The 17,238-nt window shown below is 49.8% G+C and carries 18 protein-coding genes, 1 tRNA gene and 1 other RNA gene; 8 read left to right on the top strand and 12 right to left on the bottom strand.

Annotated elements, in window-relative coordinates; translation table 11 throughout:
• Window positions 1–54 precede the first annotated feature (54 nt).
• The 9 genes from ACGHZ6_RS07300 to ffs form a co-directional block, all read right to left on the bottom strand.
• Window positions 55–723 carry a YEATS-associated helix-containing protein gene (locus ACGHZ6_RS07300; protein WP_390618172.1) on the bottom strand — a complete coding sequence of 223 codons (669 nt, stop codon included), beginning with the start codon at window positions 721–723 and terminating at the stop codon, window positions 55–57.
• A 228-nt stretch (window positions 724–951) separates the two neighbouring features.
• Entirely contained in the window at window positions 952–1,371 is a 420-nt protein-coding gene (locus ACGHZ6_RS07295) for a hypothetical protein (protein ID WP_390618171.1), read from the bottom strand.
• A 17-nt stretch (window positions 1,372–1,388) separates the two neighbouring features.
• Window positions 1,389–1,832 carry a YcgN family cysteine cluster protein gene (locus ACGHZ6_RS07290; protein ID WP_390618170.1) on the bottom strand — a complete coding sequence of 148 codons (444 nt, stop codon included), beginning with the start codon at window positions 1,830–1,832 and terminating at the stop codon, window positions 1,389–1,391.
• A gap of 43 nt (window positions 1,833–1,875) precedes the next feature.
• A complete protein-coding gene (locus tag ACGHZ6_RS07285) occupies window positions 1,876–2,163 on the bottom strand; it encodes a YcgL domain-containing protein (protein WP_390618169.1) in 288 nt (95 codons plus the stop codon).
• A gap of 85 nt (window positions 2,164–2,248) precedes the next feature.
• Window positions 2,249–3,397, bottom strand: a complete 1,149-nt coding sequence (rnd, locus tag ACGHZ6_RS07280; protein ID WP_390618168.1) for a ribonuclease D — start codon at window positions 3,395–3,397, stop codon at window positions 2,249–2,251.
• A 49-nt stretch (window positions 3,398–3,446) separates the two neighbouring features.
• Entirely contained in the window at window positions 3,447–4,040 is a 594-nt protein-coding gene (gene recR / locus ACGHZ6_RS07275) for a recombination mediator RecR (protein ID WP_390618167.1), read from the bottom strand.
• Window positions 4,041–4,064: 24 nt separating this feature from the next.
• Entirely contained in the window at window positions 4,065–4,385 is a 321-nt protein-coding gene (locus tag ACGHZ6_RS07270; RefSeq protein ID WP_390618166.1) for a YbaB/EbfC family nucleoid-associated protein, read from the bottom strand.
• A gap of 35 nt (window positions 4,386–4,420) precedes the next feature.
• Window positions 4,421–6,484 (bottom strand): DNA polymerase III subunit gamma/tau, encoded by a 2,064-nt coding sequence (dnaX, locus tag ACGHZ6_RS07265; protein WP_390618165.1) that lies wholly within the window; start codon window positions 6,482–6,484, stop codon window positions 4,421–4,423.
• Between the two features lie 173 nt (window positions 6,485–6,657).
• Window positions 6,658–6,754: signal recognition particle sRNA small type (gene ffs, locus ACGHZ6_RS07260), an RNA gene on the bottom strand.
• Window positions 6,755–6,916: 162 nt separating this feature from the next.
• On the opposite strand from ffs, the gene ACGHZ6_RS07255 reads away from it, so the two are divergent.
• From ACGHZ6_RS07255 to ACGHZ6_RS07225, 7 genes are all read left to right on the top strand, one after another.
• Window positions 6,917–7,324, top strand: coding sequence for an HPP family protein (locus tag ACGHZ6_RS07255; protein WP_390618164.1), 408 nt, complete (start codon window positions 6,917–6,919; stop codon window positions 7,322–7,324).
• A gap of 202 nt (window positions 7,325–7,526) precedes the next feature.
• A complete protein-coding gene (locus tag ACGHZ6_RS07250; protein WP_390618163.1) occupies window positions 7,527–8,732 on the top strand; it encodes a hypothetical protein in 1,206 nt (401 codons plus the stop codon).
• A 12-nt stretch (window positions 8,733–8,744) separates the two neighbouring features.
• A complete protein-coding gene (locus ACGHZ6_RS07245; protein ID WP_390618162.1) occupies window positions 8,745–9,179 on the top strand; it encodes a phosphate ABC transporter substrate-binding protein in 435 nt (144 codons plus the stop codon).
• Window positions 9,180–9,462: 283 nt separating this feature from the next.
• Window positions 9,463–10,677, top strand: a complete 1,215-nt coding sequence (locus ACGHZ6_RS07240) for a porin (RefSeq protein WP_390618161.1) — start codon at window positions 9,463–9,465, stop codon at window positions 10,675–10,677.
• Between the two features lie 12 nt (window positions 10,678–10,689).
• Window positions 10,690–11,124, top strand: coding sequence for a phosphate ABC transporter substrate-binding protein (locus ACGHZ6_RS07235; protein ID WP_390618160.1), 435 nt, complete (start codon window positions 10,690–10,692; stop codon window positions 11,122–11,124).
• 318 nt (window positions 11,125–11,442) lie between these two features.
• The gene (locus ACGHZ6_RS07230) at window positions 11,443–12,648 is read left to right on the top strand and encodes a hypothetical protein (RefSeq protein WP_390618159.1); all 1,206 of its coding nucleotides are present in this window, start codon (window positions 11,443–11,445) and stop codon (window positions 12,646–12,648) included.
• A gap of 12 nt (window positions 12,649–12,660) precedes the next feature.
• On the top strand, window positions 12,661–13,095 hold the full coding sequence (locus ACGHZ6_RS07225; RefSeq protein WP_390618158.1) for a phosphate ABC transporter substrate-binding protein: 435 nt from the start codon (window positions 12,661–12,663) through the stop codon (window positions 13,093–13,095).
• 73 nt (window positions 13,096–13,168) lie between these two features.
• On the opposite strand, the gene panP is transcribed toward ACGHZ6_RS07225, so the two are convergent.
• From panP to ACGHZ6_RS07210, 3 genes are all read right to left on the bottom strand, one after another.
• A complete protein-coding gene (gene panP / locus ACGHZ6_RS07220; protein ID WP_390618157.1) occupies window positions 13,169–14,794 on the bottom strand; it encodes a pyridoxal-dependent aspartate 1-decarboxylase PanP in 1,626 nt (541 codons plus the stop codon).
• A gap of 105 nt (window positions 14,795–14,899) precedes the next feature.
• Window positions 14,900–14,987, bottom strand: a tRNA-Ser gene (locus ACGHZ6_RS07215).
• Between the two features lie 77 nt (window positions 14,988–15,064).
• Window positions 15,065–15,628: a nitroreductase gene (locus ACGHZ6_RS07210; RefSeq protein ID WP_390618156.1), complete on the bottom strand. Its 564-nt coding sequence runs from the start codon at window positions 15,626–15,628 to the stop codon at window positions 15,065–15,067.
• Between the two features lie 228 nt (window positions 15,629–15,856).
• On the opposite strand from ACGHZ6_RS07210, the gene ACGHZ6_RS07205 reads away from it, so the two are divergent.
• Window positions 15,857–17,140, top strand: a complete 1,284-nt coding sequence (locus tag ACGHZ6_RS07205; RefSeq protein WP_390618155.1) for a hypothetical protein — start codon at window positions 15,857–15,859, stop codon at window positions 17,138–17,140.
• Window positions 17,141–17,238: the final 98 nt, after the last annotated feature.

Raw genomic sequence — 17,238 nt, 5'->3', positions numbered from 1 at the left:
TATAACAAGGTGACCACACATTGTTGGTCACCTTAGCGGTGCTTTTATCAAAACTTACACCAGGACTTCCATCACCCGTCGGCCTTTCTCAGTCAGATACCAACGCAGCCCCTTGGTACCACTGATTTTGCCCGCCAAATCTCGCGCCACTAATACGTGCAGGGTTTTTGCCATAGTGGCTTCGTCGGCATCGGCCTCCTGGCAGAGCCCTGCCATTGACCTGAATATATATCGGCCGCAACCCAGTGTTTTTAAGACTTTTGAGGAGGTTACATCCAAATCACTTTCCAGCTCGATGGACTCGTCATGATTGTGATTAAGATCCTGCTCGGTCTCCGTTTCAATCAGCGGAATCAATTCCTCCTGAATGCGGCGTAAATCATGCTGTATAGAGTCCGCCTGCACCCTGGCCATACTGGCTTCACGCAGAATATTCTCTGACATATTGGTTATCACAATGCGGGACGCCACCGAGGCGATCAAACAGTAACCGGTGTAAATAAGCAATCGAGAAGGATCTCCCTGAATCTCAAGAATGAGATCGCTTTTTATCAGGTGCAAGATCACCGGCACTAAAAACGCCGCGCCTATGCCAATAACAATGCAGCGGGGTAAGCTGGTGGGGTCAGACTCTTCCTGACTCATTTGGTAGTAGTTGATTAAGCCCCCAAATACGCCAGCGATCATCATCACCGCTGCCAGAATAATAATGTGGTTAGCCATAGCGAATATCCCTTCTCTTTTTACAAAGACACAGACACAAACAGCGCCTGTCGCGCTGTTTTTACTGTTCTAAGGGTAAAGCTGAGGCGACCGGGAGCTGGTTAGTATTTGTACCAACAGGTTTTATCCCCGCCTTACTCTTATAACTGTTACTTCCTAGTTATAGCAGCTATCGGCGGGTTGGCAATTTTAGGGGACAATCAGGAATAAGACCTGTGAGGGGGAAAACTAGGATGGCTTAGCCTGTGCAGCCTGCTGCTGGCTGTCTTCTACCAAGGCATCAAACTCAGCGGTGGCCTCACGCTCTGCGCTGGCCTGTTGCTGTCGCTTTCGCAACCACCACTCAGCCATGCCAGCCATAATCAGCACCGCGATGGTTGTCGATAACAGGGGAATGCCAGTTCGTAATGCAGCCTGCCCCCCTTCAAAGACACCTTCAAAAGCCAACATTAAAAAGGCCGGAGCCCACTCGCTGTAGCCATCATCAATCGGGAAAGGAAATAGCAGGCATACAGCGGCAATTAAACGCAGAGGTTCACGCAACGCCGCACTTTTCAGTGAACGCGTTAAATACCACACAACGACCAGTAATCCGGTCGCCCCACACAAGTAGAGGAGCCAGGCAGTAATGTAAGCTTCTGATGTCATATTAGTGTTAACAGCCTCTAGTAAACCCAGTGAATTATCTGTTCCTGGTAATCGTCTTCATCTACATCGTTTTCAGAGAGTACCCGCCCCTGAACTGAAATACCGGCCTTGTGAACCGATTGCGGATCCCCGGAAACCAGTGGGTGCCAATCAGCCAATGCATGACCTTCGGCAATCAGGCGATAAGCACAAGTACTTGGCAACCAGTGGAATTCTGCCACATCTTCGGGTCGTAAGGACAGACAATCGGGCACCTGATCCAAACGACGGGCGTAATCTGAGCAGCGACACGAATCATGATCAAGCAGTCGACAGGCTACGCGGGTGTAATACACCTCGCCATCATCTTCGTCTTCCAGCTTATGTAAACAGCACTTGCCACAACCATCGCACAGCGCCTCCCATTCACTGGGTGACATCTGTGCCAGGGTTTTACGCTGCCAAAAGGGTTGATATGCCACGGGATACTTCTTTGGGAGGTTCTATCAAGTTGACCCAGAATAACTATTTCGCCAGTTTGCTGTTCTGCTCGTTAACAGCCTGCATATAAGCTTCAGGCTGCGGCGGTAACTGTAAGTAGAAGCCACTTTGATCGAGCTGCTCAATAAGTTTTTCCACCGATACCCGAGCCAGTTTTTTACCTGGTGTCAGTACCAGTGTCATCACGTGCGTAGGTTTACCAAAGCGCTCTATCAGGGCTTCCGGTACACGCTCAAGGCCTTCCTGCTTTTTGACATAAAGATACATATCATTATCTTTAGGGCTTTTATAAATATCACACAGTAATTTCATGAAGTGTCCTAATCGCGTCTTTATATTAGCTAGGTGTAACTATCAGCTGGATGTTAGTGGGGCCAGTAGTTAATGAGGCCCATGGTTAGTGAGGCCAATGGTTAGCAAGTTCCAGCAACTCTTCGCCTACCACCCCTCGGCGCCAACCTTTTAAGCTGGGGGGCAAAAGGTACTCACCGGTTTTCAAGCCAGAACGTACCAGGGCCTCGAAATCTTTCTTACGCACCAACACTTCTGGCGCCAAATTTAACTGCTCCGCCAACTCCCTCACCTGCTGCTTTAATGCTTTCAACAGATCCCCGGCCGCAGGTGGCAGAGGCTTTTCCATTAGCGACGGCTGTTGGGCCGCAGGGCAATTTAACCCCTGCTCTATCAAGGCTAGCAGCTGTTCTCCATCTGTGCGCAACGTACGCGGCGGCATACCTTCAATCTTGGCCAGCATAGGCATAGCCTGCGGTTTATATTTCGCCATATCCCACAGGGTTCGCTCTTTAATCAAGCGATTACGCGGTACATCGCGGGTTCTGGCTTGCTCTTCGCGCCATTTGCACAATTCGCGTAACACCGCCAGTTCCTGACGACTGAGTTTCCAGGCGCTTTTAACTTTCAGGTAATAATCCGCGCCATCAGCTTCCACTTCGGCGGCATCAACAAGCTGCTGGCATTCGGTTTTAACCCAATCCAAGCGCTCCAATCCTTTTAACCGCTGTAACAGTTTTCCGTACACCACCATTAAATAGGCAACATCCAAGGCCGCGTAACGCAATTGTGATTGACTCAAGGGGCGTTGCAGCCAATCTGAGCGGGTCTCACTTTTTGGCAGCTCAACGCCCAAAAGAGCATTGACCAGACGCGCATAGCCCATCGAAAAGCCATCGCCAGTAAAGGCCGCGGCAATCTGGGTATCAAATAAAGGTGAAGGGACAACTTGCAGGAAGTAACGAAAAACCTCCAGGTCTTCCGAGCAGGCGTGTAGCACCTTAACCACAGCAGGGTTGCGCATCAGTTCCTGGAATGGGGAGAAGTCTTTTATCGCCAGTGGGTCAATCAGGTAACAGCCCTGACCATCCCCAACCTGAAACAAAGCGGCCTGGGGATAGAAGGTGGAGGTGCGCATAAATTCGGTGTCGATCGCCAGTGCGGACTGCTGCTGCCACTGCTGGCACAATTCAGCCAACTGCGCATCGTTATCGACCCATATGGCATCGGTCTTAATGGTTTCAGTACTGCTCACAAGGTCACTCTGTTAAAAGGCACTCAATTAAAATCAAACCAGCTGCGAATTACAGAGCACGACGGCTTGAGAAGGCATGGGCCAGGGTACCGCCATCGATATATTCAAGCTCCCCGCCTAACGGGACACCATGGGCAATTCGCGATACTTTAACCCCCTGGCCGCGAGCAAGCTCGGCAATATAGTGGGCCGTGGCTTCACCTTCTACGGTGGGGTTGGTAGCCAAAATTAACTCGCCTATACCCTCTTCGCGTAAGCGTTGGGCCAGCACATCGATACCTATCTCTGCAGGACCAATACCATCAATCGGTGATAAATGCCCCATCAGGACAAAATACTTACCCTGGTAGGTCCCAGCCGATTCAATGGCCAGTACATCTGCAGGCGTTTCCACCACACACAATAAGCTGTCATCTCGCTTGCTGTTGCTACAGGTTCCGCAAATATCCTGCTCTGTCAGGGTGCGACACAAGCGACAGCGTCCAACCCCTTCCACCGCATTGGATAATGCTGTGGCCAGACGCCCAGCCCCTTCCCGATCGCGCTCCAACAGCTGTAAGGCCATACGCTGGGCCGATTTAGGGCCTACGCCTGGCAAGCAGCGCAAGGCGCTCATCAATTCATCAATTAAGGGGCTAAACATGTGTTGTATTTCTCTGAGCGACGCTTAGAAGGGCATTTTAAAACCAGGAGGCATTTGCATACCGCCAGTCAGGTCTGTCATTTTTTCACGACTATTGGCTTCAACCTTGCGTACGGCATCATTCACTGCAGCCGCCAGCAGGTCTTCCAGCATTTCCTTGTCTTCGCTCATCAGGCTACTGTCAATTTCAACCTTTTTCACATCGTGGCGCCCGGTCATGGTCACTTTAACCAGGCCAGCACCAGACTCACCCAAAACCTCTGCATTGGCCAATTCTTCCTGCATTTTCTGCATATTAGCCTGCATTTCCTGGGCTTTTTTCATCAAATCGCCGAGACCGTTCATACTTCTTTACCTGTTCTATCTTTTAGCTTGACTGTCTAGTTATCTATGGGGACGACTGTATCGGTTTGCAATATAGCGTCAAAATGCTGCAACAATTGTTGCACTAACGGATCCGTTTGCATGGCATTAAGGGCCTGGGCCTGCCGCTCGGCCTTAAGGCGAATAGCGTAAGCCGCTGGCGTTTCCCTATCCACAGCTCCCTGGCTAATCAACGCCTGTACCGGCTGACCAAAGTAATTGCTCAGCATTTCTGACAACCGCTGTTGGTGCGACTCATCGTAGAGCATGCTGTTATTTTGATCTAACAGGAAATGCAGGGTATTGCCCTCACGCCCCACCAGCAAACAGTTGGATACGGTACTCTGTAGTACACCGCCCACGCCCAGGCCTAGATAGACAGGAATCCAAGTGTCCGGCCCTACCTGATCAAAGCTGACTTTTTCAATATCAGGTACTGGCTCAGGTTGAGCAACTTCATTGGCCGGGGCTACGGTCTGATCGTATTCCACGGCTACTGCGGCAGGCTCAGGCGAGGTTACTTCCGGCGAGCGGATAGTTTCAACTTCTGCCAGGGCTGCAGGCTCGGCCACTGGGGCATTCAATACAGCCTCAGCCATAGGCGAAGGCTGATTCATCGGCTGGGCAGCGGGGGCAGCTGCCGACACGTCCATTACCGGTGCGGCATTGCCATCCAGTACCGCGAGAGCTGCTGAAGGGCCAGCGGATACCGCCTGAGGCGGCGCTTCAGGCTTTTTTACCGGTGGTACCTGTTGTGTAGGGTTTTGAGGCTGAATATCTGCAACTGCAGTTTCATCAGCAGGCTCCTGCCAAGGAGGTGTATCTTGTGGTTCAGGCTGCGGAGCTGGATTAGCAGATGGGGCCGCATCCGGCTGCGCCTGCTCTGCTTGCGAAACTGATTCAGCAACAGGCGCAGCTGGAACAGCAGCAGCTACTGCCTGCGGCGCAGACACCGCTTGTTGCGCAGGCAGTGCCTGAGTCGGCACTTCGCGCACGCCCTGTGGCTTAAAGGCCAACATGCGCAATAACACCATCTCAAAACCGCCACGGGGGTCTGGGGCTAAAGGTAGGTCCCGGCGACCAAGCAAGGCAGTTTGGTAAAACAGTTGAATGTCTTCCGCTGGCAGCAACTGTGCCAAATCCAACACCCGGTCCCGATCACCGCGACTATTATCGACAGCCTCCGGCAGGGTTTGGGCAATGGCAATTCGGTGTAGAACGGATAACAACTCAGCCAAGGCAGCCGCATAATCAGGGGCATGCTGAGATAAACGCTCAACAGCGGCCAATACTTCACCGCCCTGGTGGCTGGCCAGGGCGCCTAACAGATCATAAACCAGACTCTGATCAATCGTGCCCAGCATGGCACTGACTTCACCGTCCGCTACCTTGCCACTACCAAAGGCGATAGCCTGATCAGTCAGACTCATGGCATCACGCATACTGCCGTCAGCCGCGCGGCCTAACTGCCACAGGGCAGCTTCTTCGAAGGGCACCATTTCCTGCTCAAGCACATATTTAAGGTGCTCAACGATGCGCTCCGGATTCATGTTCTTCAGGTGGAACTGCAAGCAGCGCGACAGGATGGTTACGGGCAACTTCTGCGGATCAGTGGTTGCCAGCAGGAATTTCACATGAGGAGGTGGCTCTTCCAGGGTTTTCAGCAAGGCATTAAAACTGTGGGATGAGAGCATATGCACCTCATCGATCAGGTATACCTTGTAGCGCCCACGCGTCGGCGCGTACTGGACGTTTTCCAGTAGCTCGCGGGTATCTTCCACTTTGGTACGGGACGCCGCATCCACCTCAATCAGGTCAACAAAGCGACCGTCGTTAATCTCCACACAGGCCGAACACTGGCCACAGGGCTCGGAGCTAACACCGGTTTCACAGTTCAGACACTTGGCCAGAATACGGGCAATCGTGGTTTTACCCACCCCGCGGGTACCGGTGAACAGGTAGGCGTGATGTAAACGATTATGATCCAGCGCGTTGATTAACGCTTGCAGCACATGCTGCTGCCCCACCATTTCGCGAAAGGTACGTGGCCGCCATTTCCGGGCCAGGACTTGATAGCTCATAGCGATGTGGGGTCCCTTTTCTATGCTCTTATTGTGACTATATTGGGCAAACCGCGATTATAACGCAGAGGGCGCCAAAACTGCCATGAGCAGGTACAAAACATTCAATCAGCGGATGAGGGAAAACTGGATAACACAGAGGGGCTTTTTTGGGTAAGTACTTGGGTGGCGGCCCTAGCCAGCCACATCCCGGCACATGATGTCACCACTACCGTTGCTCCCTTCCGGGCCTGGCGGGGTTTGCGGTTAATCATTGCGGGAGGACCGGAAAGGACCACCATTGCAAGAGCGGCGCATTATCAATGCTTTGCGCCGGCTTTGCAAGCCGTAAGCTATTGTTTTCATTCTGATTCATCAGATAAACCGCCCATGGCGACTGGCAAAGCGAGATTCCCGCCTATACTTGAAAATGGATTGCGTTAAGGGGGCCCCATGAAGATACCGCGCCTTGCCGATGTAATGACCGCATCACCTATATATGTTGAAGCCAGCGCCACCATTGAAGTCGCACGCGACATAATGACCAACCACCAGGTCCACCGCCTGCCGGTGATGGAAAACGGTCTGCTGGAAGGTATCCTTTCTGAACGAGATATCAAATACGCCAGCCTCCCCGGCCACCGCCCCTCAAGTGACGAACAGCTCACCGTTGCCGACCTATGTCCTACACGGGCCTATATTGCCGATATCAACGACCCCTTGGATAAGGTGGTTAATATTATGAGTGAGCAGAGAATTGCTGAAGTGATCGTACTGAATGAAGGTGAGTTGGCGGGTATTTATACGGATTCAGATTGCTGCCATGTACTCGCTGAGATGCTGAATAACACCCAGCCGTAGTATCGATAAATTTTCCCATCAATTTTTTGCACTCTGATAAAGCACTTCTATACTCCTCTTATTTGTTAAGGTTTTATGAAGTGACTCATGACAGTTCTGTTCAACCAAAACAAGTCCAACCCTTTCACCATCACATGGGCCATTGTCCCCATCAATTCACACAAAATAACCAACAACAATTTCCACGCAGGGAGAGATGCGTATGAAAACACGCACATTTGTAAAAAGCTTACTCACAGTCGGTATTGTTACTGCTATTAGCGGGACCCAGGCAGCTGAATTACGGGTTAACGGTTTTGCGTCTGTAGTCGGTGGTAAAACCATTAGCGATGAAACGTTACCCAGCGGCAGTGACTCCACCTTTGGCGTTGCCCCCAGCTTTGCCAGCAACGACAGTTCTTCATACGACGACGATCTAAGCTTTAAACCTGAAACCAATATAGGTCTACAGTTATCCAGCGATCTCGGCAGCGGCCTATCGGTCGTTGCTCAATTGACAGCTGTTGGCGCAAACGATTTCGATGCTGAGGCTGAATGGCTTTACATCTCTTATGATGTAAACAGCAATTTCAACCTTAAGGGCGGCAAGCAACGCATTCCATTTTATATGTACTCAGACTTTCTGGACGTAGGTTATGCCTATCACTGGATTCGCCCCCCAGTCGATGTTTACGGTAGCGCCTTCTCCAGCTACGAAGGTGTTTCGGGTACTTATACCAGCAGCTTGGGTAACTGGGATACCTCCCTGATGGGCTACTTAGGGGCGTCAGATAGCGACGAGGGAACTTTTGGTGACATTCAGCTCGACAGTTTGTGGGGGATCGTTCTTTCCGGCAGTAATGACTGGTTACAGCTCAGGGCATCGTATCACACAGCGGATGTTGAGGCCGCTGACGTCACAGGGTTTGGCACTCAACCCTTTGCTGAAGGTGAAGAAGAAGGCGCCTGGTTTGCCAGTATTGGTGCCATGGCCAATTTAGGAAACTTCTTTATAGGCGCAGAAATTACCCGCACAGGGTTTGATGAAGTTTTCGCAACAGGTGTATCTGCACTTGTAGATGGAGCGGGAGGCATTGAAACCGGTGTTGATGAAACCAATACCTGGATGATTACCACAGGTTATCGCATGGGTGCCTGGACCCCTCATATATCCTTCTCCGCAAATGCCAGTGACTATAAAGCCGATGATCTTGATGGCAACGGCATTACCGCTGCCGGCTCTTTAGCCAATGATGAAGATTCTCGGGAAACCTGGATTCTGGGCGTACGCTACGACTTCCACCCTTCAGCTGCGCTGAAAGTGGAGTATACCGATCGCAGCGACGAATCTGATAACACCTTTGTTACTGCCTTTGGCAAACGCCGTGAAGTCAGCACTTTTGCTGTTGGTGTTGACGTTATTTTCTAAGGAGAACGCAAGATGAAAAAAATCACTTTAAAACAATTGCTTGCGCTTACCTTAGCAAGCTTAAGTTTAATCGCCTCAGCAGCTGCCTGGTCGGGCGTCGCCGTAGTGGTGCACCCCAGCAACGCCAATGCGCTATCTGAAGCGGATATCACCCGCATCTTTCTAGGTAAAAAGAAGGCCTTTCCTGATGGCGCCGAGGCCATCCCGGTTGATCAGGCCGAAGGTTCGCCAATTCGGTCATCTTTTGTCAGCACTGTGTTGAAAAAGAACGACCAACAAATTAAAGCTTACTGGGCCCAATTACTGTTTACCGGTAAAGGCACGCCGCCTAAAGAAGTGGGTAGTGGTGGTGACGTGAAAAAACTGGTTTCCGAAAATCCCGCCTTAATTGGCTACATCGATTCGGGAGAAGTAGACGGCAGTGTTAAGGTTGTCCATCAATTCTAAATCACTCTATCTGTAAGGGCCTATCAAGGGCCCTTATCCCTCCCGTAATGTCACAATAAAGCCTCGCTATTAAAAATTGCACTCTGGCAGAGCACTTCTATACTCAATTTAATATGACGTTTATGTTAACTGCTTAAGCTTCAGCGGGTGCTATCGCATTAGTCATGCTATGGAAAAGCGTCACATGATCTAGCCGCCCCATAAGCTCTCCACGGAAGGTATTGGTACTGCATAAATAATACATGCCATACCTCTACACCTACCAAACCGAGGAGAATTGTGTATGAAAATACGTACACTCACCAAAACACTATTTGCAATTGGCCTAACTTCATCCGTTGTGGCCTCTCATGCTGCAGAGTTAAGAGTAAATGGTTTTGCTTCTGTCGTTGGCGGACGAACCATCAGTGACAGCAAAGAAGCAAGTGATACCATTTTAGCTCCAGGCGTGTTGGACGCTGATTCTACCTACACTGTCACACCAGCTTTTTCAGGTGACCCAGACAGCTCAAGCTATGACGATGATCTTAGCTTCAAACCAGAAACAAATATGGGTCTGCAATTAAGCGCCGATCTGGGTGGTAACCTTTCAATTACAGCTCAATTAACAGCCCAAGGCGCAAACGACTTTGATGCAGAAATCGAATGGTTATATGTGTCCTATGACATAAACAATAACCTGAACCTAAAAGGTGGCCGCCAGCGGATTCCCTTTTATTTCTATTCTGATTACCTCGATGTCGGCTACGCCTATCACTGGATCAGACCGCCTCAAGATGTTTATAGCCTGAGCTTTAGCACTTACGAAGGGGTATCTCTGACGTACAATGGCAGCATTGACCTATGGGATACATCATTGCAGACCTATTACGGTGCCTTGGACACCGACACAGGTCCGTTTGGTCAACTGGATTTCACCGATTTATGGGGTTTTGTACTTTCAGGCAGTAATGACTGGCTGGAACTTCGTCTTTCCTATCATCATATGGATGTTGAAGCGCCAGACGCAACGGCTGCAGTTCCCACCCGCCCTTTTTCCCCAGGTAATGAAGAGGTCTTTGACTACACCTCTTTTGGTGTTAAAGCCAATTTCGGCAATCTTTTTATGGGCATAGAATATGCCCTAAGCGGACTAGGTGAACCCGCCGCAGTTAATCCCTTTAATGAAACCGGTTTCCAGGATGGAAATGATTGGTATATCACAGCAGGTTACCGCATGGGGGCATGGACACCTCATATTACCTTCTCCTCTTCAGAAACCGAGAACGAATCAGAAGACTTTGATGGCAATGGTATCGTCAGCGCATCAACAGAAGACGGCAAGGACAGCGCCACAGAAACCTGGATTCTTGGTGTCAGGTATGACTTTCACCCTTCAGCGGCACTGAAACTTGAGTACACTGATCGTAGTGAAGAATCTGATACCGAAGTGCAAGCCATTAGAGGTGAACCTGGTGAAGTCAGCACTTTCGCCGTTGGCATCGATGTTATTTTCTAAGGAGAACGCAAGATGAAAATATTCAAAGTCAAAACACTGCTTGCTGCCACCTTAGCTGGTATCAGCCTGATTGCTTCTGTTTCCGTTTGGTCTGGTGTTGCTGTTGTTGTTCATCCCAGCAATGCAAACGCCTTATCCGAAGCAGATATAACACGCATCTTTTTAGGTAAAAAGAAAGCCTTTCCCGACGGTGCCGAAGCCATTCCGGTTGACCAAGCCGAAGGTTCCCCCATCCGCTCGTCGTTTGTTGGTACTGTTCTGAAAAAGAACGATCAACAAATTAAAGCTTACTGGGCACAGCTACTCTTTACCGGTAAAGGCACGCCTCCAAAAGAAGTTGGCAGCGGTGCAGATGTTAAAAAACTTGTCGCCGAAAACCCGGCTCTCATTGGTTACATTGACTCTGGAGAGGTAGACGGAAGCGTCAAAGTTGTTCATCAGTTTTAACTCTACGAAAGGGCTCTAAAAAGAGCCCTTTTCATTTCTTTAGCACATTAATAGTGCACTCAAGTTGTACTCAAAATTCGTTCAATAAGTTCCACCTATTAAAAATTGCACTATAGCAAAGCACATCTATACTCAACTTATTATGACGTTTATATGAATCGCTTAAGCTTTAGTGGAATCGGCCGTAATAGCGATGCGGAGGAGAAACATCGCATGGCGTCACTCCCATAAGCTCTCCACGGAAGGTTCTGGCAATACATACAATCATAAATAAGAGACACCATGCCTCTTACAATTTACATCCGAGGAGAATCGTGTATGAAAACACGTACACTAACTAAAACCTTATTAGCTGTCGGCATTGCTTCAGCCGTATTTACGGTGCAAGCGGCGGAATTACGGGTAAATGGTTTCGCGTCTGTTGTTGGCGGTAAAGCTATCAATGATGAGAAGGCTGCAAGCAACGCAATTGCCGCACCAGGCGTATTTGATGAAACCACAAGGTATGAGGTAGCCCCAGTCTTTAGTGGTGATCCGAACGCTTTTTATGACGAAGACTTCAGCTTTAAACCTGAAACCAATATCGGCTTGCAGCTATCCGCCGATTTGGGCGACGGATTATCCGTTGTCGCACAGCTTACGGCTCAAGGAGCAAATGACTTTGACGCCGAAATTGAATGGTTATATGTTTCTTACGACATCAATAGCCAGCTTAATGCTAAAGCTGGCCGCCAACGAATTCCATTCTATTCATACTCCGATTATCTTGATGTAGGTTATGCCTACCACTGGATTCGCCCCCCTCAAGACGTCTATAACCTTCCCATCAGCTCCTATGAAGGTGTATCTGCGACCTATAGCGGCAGCGTAGGCGATTGGGATACTTCTCTGATGGGCTACTTTGGCGCAGGAGATAACGATACCTCTTCTCTTATGCAGCTTGATACAGAGAAAGCCATAGGTATTGTTCTAACAGGTTCCTATGACTGGCTCGAGTTACGAGTTGCCTATCATGAGTTGGATGTTGAAGTTCCTGATTTTTTCGGTGATGGCACTGATGGCCGACCATTTTCTGCCGGTAACGAAGAAACATTTGAATACGCATCTTTCGGCGCCAAAGGCAACTTCGGCAGTTTCTTCACTGGTTTCGAATACACCACATCAAGCTTTAGCGAAACGCCTAGTTTCCCATTTGATACAGGGTCCGAAGGAACAGATAGCTGGTATCTAACTGCAGGCTATCGTGTAGGTTCATGGACACCTCATATCACCTTCTCTAGTAATGAGACAGAGTACGAAACCAATGACTTCGGTGGCGACGGTTTACTTCCAGACTATCGTGACGGGCATGAGCTGGTGCGAGAAACCTGGACTCTCGGTGTTCGCTATGACTTCCACCCTTCTGCAGCACTCAAAATTGAGTACACCGATTCCAGCGACGAATCCAGTAGTGAAATCACCGCAGATGCAGGTAAAGCAGGTGAAGTTAGCACCATCGCCGTTGGCGTAGACGTAATTTTCTAAGGAGAACGCAAGATGAAAAAAGTCACACTGAAACAACTGCTTGCACTCACCTTAGCAGGCTTAACGTTGATTGCCTCAGCTGCCGCTTGGTCCGGCGTGGCCGTGGTGGTTCATCCCAGCAATGCCAATGTACTGTCGGAAGCCGATATTACCCGGATCTTTTTGGGTAAAAAGAAAGCTTTCCCCGATGGCTCAGAAGCTATTCCGGTTGATCAGGCCGAAGGCTCACCCATTCGCTCTTCCTTTGTGAGCACCGTTCTGAAAAAGAACGACCAGCAAATCAAGGCATACTGGGCACAGTTGCTGTTTACCGGTAAAGGCACCCCACCCAAAGAAGTTGGCAGTGGTGGTGATGTTAAAAAACTGGTTTCCGAAAACCCGGCACTGATTGGCTATATCGATTCAGCCGAAGTGGATGGCAGTGTTAAGGTGGTACATCAGTTTTAACTGATAGCCAAAAACAAAAAAGCCCGGTCGTGTTTCCACGACCGGGCTTTTTTTATTCAACACATTTGACCGATTATCCCAAGTGCTGTTTTATCTCAGCAAGAATATCCTGAATATCCTTATGCTTGGCCAGCTCTTGTTGCTCATCAAGTACACTGCCCAGGACCTTCTGCGAGGTTAACGGGTTTGCCAATACCACCCGAAAAACTGTAATCACCTGATGGTAATAGTTTGGTGCATCAACCCGTGTACGAGACACAAAGGTTTTACCATCGGAGCGCTGGGTTTTCTGAATTAACTGGGTCATGCGATCCAGGCATACATTAACTTTTTCAGCCACTTCAGCACTCGCCTGTGCCAAACCTGCTTGCACCCATTCGGGGGCATAACGATAGCCCAGGATGTTTAATTCTGGCTCAACCACCAGCTCAAAGTCCTTGTGCCATTTAATCATGCCGGCAAAGTAATGGATTTTATCCATACCTTGATCGATCAACAGCTCGTAACCTTTGCGGCCGATAATATTCAAACCAGCATGGACCAACAGCGCCATACCTGGGCGAGAACCTTCCAACGTGTGGCTACCCAAGTCTTTGGAGCCCTCACGAATAATATATTCCGCATGGTGCTCAATGGAGGAAAGTTGTTCAGGATCTTTAAACAACACCATACCCGCCCCCATAGGCACATAAAACTGCTTGTGCGCATCAATGGTGACCGAGTCGGCCAACTCAATACCTTTAAGGCGATTGCGATGCTTATTGGAAAACAGGGTTGCTCCACCCCATGCCGCATCGACATGGAAGTGACAGCCAATATCTTTACTTAGGGCAGATAGAGCCTGGAGATCATCCACGCTGCCCGTTTCTGTAGCTCCACCAAGGCCAACAATCCCGAGAATGGCAATCCCCTGCTGTTGTAGCTCCTCGGCTTTAATGCGCATCTCATCGACTTTAACCCTGTAGTTATCATCGGTATCAATGGCAATCAGGTTGTCTCGCCCAATCCCCAACAAGTCCGCCGCTTTAGCCAAAGAGTAGTGACCACGTTTGGACACTAAAATGGCCATACCTTTGATGCCTTTTTCAGCCATAGCCCCGTACAAGCCCTGGCGGGCAACGGCTTGCTCACCCAAGAGATGGTTTCGAGCCGCCCAAAGGGCCGTAATATTCGCTACCGTACCGCCCGAACAGAAAGCTCCCAACGCGTGATTGGAGTTGTGCATCCACTGCTCATAAAACACATCATCAGCGTTGTAGATAAGCCCGTGAAGCATCCCCAACACTTGACGCTCTAACGGGGTAAAGGCTTTGGATGTCTCGACTTTTACCAGATTTTGATTCAGTGCCGTGACAATCTTCGATAGCGGCAACATAAAGTACGGCAGTGCCGAGGTCATATGGCCGATAAATCCTGGAGCTGCTGTATGAACGGACTGAGCTACCAGATGGTTCAGAATAAAGTCGGTATAGCCTGAAACGTAAAACGGCTGGTCAGGGATATGGGGGGAAGAAAACGCGGATTCGATCTCAGTGAGATCTTTTTCAGAGGCGACAATACGCTCACTGAGGAAGCCATCCAGATTAGTTGAGATCTCGGCATCAATCTGTGCCAAGGTGGCCCCGCTGGACTCTGGAATAGTGAAGATGCGCTGCAGGCTATAAAGATTCGCTTCCGCCTGGCCTTTAATATCCGCCATAGTGACCGCTTTACTTGCTTTTGCTGAGGGTGGGCATAATAAAGAGTAGTTGGTGGGGGGGCAATAAAAAAGGCTCTATGCTTTCACATAGAGCCTTTTTTTGTATGGCGGAGAGGGAGGGATTCGAACCCTCGGTACGTTGCCGTACACACACTTTCCAGGCGTGCTCCTTCGACCACTCGGACACCTCTCCAGTTATCGAATTTGGCGCCTGTTATGGCCCCCAAATCGAGGGCGGTACTTTACATAAATGATTTCCTAATAGCAACGCTATTTAGCGGGCCAAGGGGTAAAAAAATCATCGATATCGAGTTCAGGAGCTGGGCGTGGGGAAACCTTTGGTGTTCCCAGATACAGATAGCCCACTATTTCCTCATCATCTGCGATACCCAAACCCTGCTTGACCACAGAATGATAGGCCATGGCGCCTGTGCGCCAGTAGGCGCCTACCCCCAAGGCAAAGGCTGCATTGATCATATTTTGCACACCCGCACCGGCTGATATCAGCATTTCCTCTCTGGGAACCTTGGGATGTTCAGCACAGCGGGCAATAGCCACAACCACTAATGGTGCACGTAGCGGCATGGCCTTGAACTTATCCTGACGGGCCTCGGATAACTCAGGATCATCGGCCAAACCAGCTTGCAGGTAGAGCTCGCCTAACTGATAACGATCGTCTCCGGCGACTGTTAAAAACCGCCAGGGTCTCAGACAACCATGGTCAGCCGCGCGCAAAGCTGCTTTATAGATAAGTTCACACTGTGCTTGGTCTGGTCCAGGCTCAGTGAGTTTGCCTGAAGATACACGCTGGGTAAGGGCTGTAATGGCATCCATGAAGATCTCATTCTTTACATTAATCATTGGCCGCCAATTCTAGGCTGCCCCCCAAGAATGGCAAGCACTGAACAATAAGGGGTAGATATAACACCTAGCGCCGTAATAACCTCGCCTTTATAAGGTTTTTCTCTCATAATGCGGTCTACAATAATAAAATTGGTGAATTTAGCGAATCTGCCGATAAATTTGGCTATAGCTATAAGTATCATCATTGAGTGAGTTGATATGCAGGTATCCAATTGGATTATTTTTGGCGCCGCCGAAGTGTTTGCCGTTTTGGTGATCGTCTGCGTATTCCTGTTGTTTCATACCCGTGGCCTAAAAGGCCTGGTGCGCCGCCTGCAAGACAAAATTCAAGACCTGGTTGCCGACCTTAAGCAGGCCAAAGCCGATGTTAAAAAGGCTCAAGCCCAGTCAGATCCCCGTGAAGCCTATATTGCTCAGCTCGATCAGCTAATTGATCAAACCCGCGATTTTCACAGCGGCTTAAACCCGGATCGGGATATCGCCCTGGATCTCAGTAATGACAGCCCCCTGCCCCGCCAGGTAGCCGCCCTGCGCTTTGCCGCGCTAGTGAGTGAAAAAGAGGCCGTACTGGCCAGCGACAGCAGTACTCCAAACTGGGTGACCCTTGAGGACAAATTCACCCAGCTAGTCACTTTCTTTCGGACCCAGGCTGCACCTGCCGAAGGCGACAGCGAAGATACCGCAGCCCTGCGACAGGAGTTAGACAGCTCACTGCAGCGGGTTGAAAACCTGGAAAAATTTAAGGCCCTGTTCTTCCAGATGGAAGACCAGTGGCGTGATGCCAAGCAACAGGCGGATGACTACTACGAACAGCTTTCAGGCATTCAGGTAGCAAGCGACCAAAAGGCCTCCTTCGATGATCTGCTGTCTAATTACAACAATGTCTACAACCAGGTTGGTCAGAGCATTCAGCAAGGTGTTTCTGGTGGTAGCTCTCAAACCCGTACAGTCACCAACACCATTGAGATAACCAAGACAGACCCCCGCGCTCAAAACGAGTTAAAACAACTACGCTCTGTCGCCGAAGAGCAACACCGACTGATTAACGAGCTGCAAAACCGCCTGCGCAATGCCTCCTCTCCCGCGGAAAAAGAAGCCGTCATCAAGGACCTTCAGGAACAGCTGGAGCGCCAAATTCGCTTTGTACAGGAATCTGAAACCTGCATTCAGCTACTGGAAAACGAGATCAGCCAGGCCAATGCCCAGTTACAGGCCATGGAAACCGATAAAGCGGAACTGGCAGAGCAGCTGGCGCAGATCCCGGCTATGCAAACTGCTATTGCCGAGTACACCGAAGAAAGCAAAGAAATGCTCAAAACCATCGATCGCCTCGAGCAGGAAAACAGCCAGTTGGTGACCCAGGTTGAAATGAGCAGTAACGAATCCCAGGCAAGCGGTTCAGAGTCTGAAGAGCTGACCAAACTGAAACAACAATATGCCGAGCTTGAAGCCCGCTATCTTGAGCTGAGAATGCAGGGTTAACGGCCTGATTCAGCCCTATCCCCCCCTGTCTCCATAACTACCCATAAAGGCTTACAAACCATCCGGGCATGGACTTTTGCCCCCAAAAAACGTTTAAT

Source organism: Maricurvus nonylphenolicus (genome assembly GCF_042854845.1).
Classification (GTDB): Bacteria; Pseudomonadota; Gammaproteobacteria; order Pseudomonadales; family Cellvibrionaceae; genus Maricurvus; species Maricurvus nonylphenolicus.
The sequence above is the reverse complement of the archived record's forward strand: the minus strand, read 5'-3'. Positions and strand labels throughout refer to the sequence as shown.

Coding starts and splice junctions, on each gene's coding strand:
- ACGHZ6_RS07235 (WP_390618160.1), top strand. CDS start 10,690: ATGAAAATATTCAAAGTCAAAACACTGCTTGCTGCCACCTTAGCTGGT.
- recR (WP_390618167.1), bottom strand. CDS start 4,040: ATGTTTAGCCCCTTAATTGATGAATTGATGAGCGCCTTGCGCTGCTTG.
- ACGHZ6_RS07255 (WP_390618164.1), top strand. CDS start 6,917: ATGAAGATACCGCGCCTTGCCGATGTAATGACCGCATCACCTATATAT.
- panP (WP_390618157.1), bottom strand. CDS start 14,794: ATGGCGGATATTAAAGGCCAGGCGGAAGCGAATCTTTATAGCCTGCAG.
- ACGHZ6_RS07225 (WP_390618158.1), top strand. CDS start 12,661: ATGAAAAAAGTCACACTGAAACAACTGCTTGCACTCACCTTAGCAGGC.
- ACGHZ6_RS07295 (WP_390618171.1), bottom strand. CDS start 1,371: ATGACATCAGAAGCTTACATTACTGCCTGGCTCCTCTACTTGTGTGGG.
- dnaX (WP_390618165.1), bottom strand. CDS start 6,484: ATGAGCTATCAAGTCCTGGCCCGGAAATGGCGGCCACGTACCTTTCGC.
- ACGHZ6_RS07230 (WP_390618159.1), top strand. CDS start 11,443: ATGAAAACACGTACACTAACTAAAACCTTATTAGCTGTCGGCATTGCT.
- ACGHZ6_RS07270 (WP_390618166.1), bottom strand. CDS start 4,385: ATGAACGGTCTCGGCGATTTGATGAAAAAAGCCCAGGAAATGCAGGCT.
- ACGHZ6_RS07285 (WP_390618169.1), bottom strand. CDS start 2,163: ATGAAATTACTGTGTGATATTTATAAAAGCCCTAAAGATAATGATATG.
- ACGHZ6_RS07245 (WP_390618162.1), top strand. CDS start 8,745: ATGAAAAAAATCACTTTAAAACAATTGCTTGCGCTTACCTTAGCAAGC.
- ACGHZ6_RS07210 (WP_390618156.1), bottom strand. CDS start 15,628: ATGGATGCCATTACAGCCCTTACCCAGCGTGTATCTTCAGGCAAACTC.
- ACGHZ6_RS07300 (WP_390618172.1), bottom strand. CDS start 723: ATGGCTAACCACATTATTATTCTGGCAGCGGTGATGATGATCGCTGGC.
- ACGHZ6_RS07240 (WP_390618161.1), top strand. CDS start 9,463: ATGAAAATACGTACACTCACCAAAACACTATTTGCAATTGGCCTAACT.
- ACGHZ6_RS07250 (WP_390618163.1), top strand. CDS start 7,527: ATGAAAACACGCACATTTGTAAAAAGCTTACTCACAGTCGGTATTGTT.
- ACGHZ6_RS07205 (WP_390618155.1), top strand. CDS start 15,857: ATGCAGGTATCCAATTGGATTATTTTTGGCGCCGCCGAAGTGTTTGCC.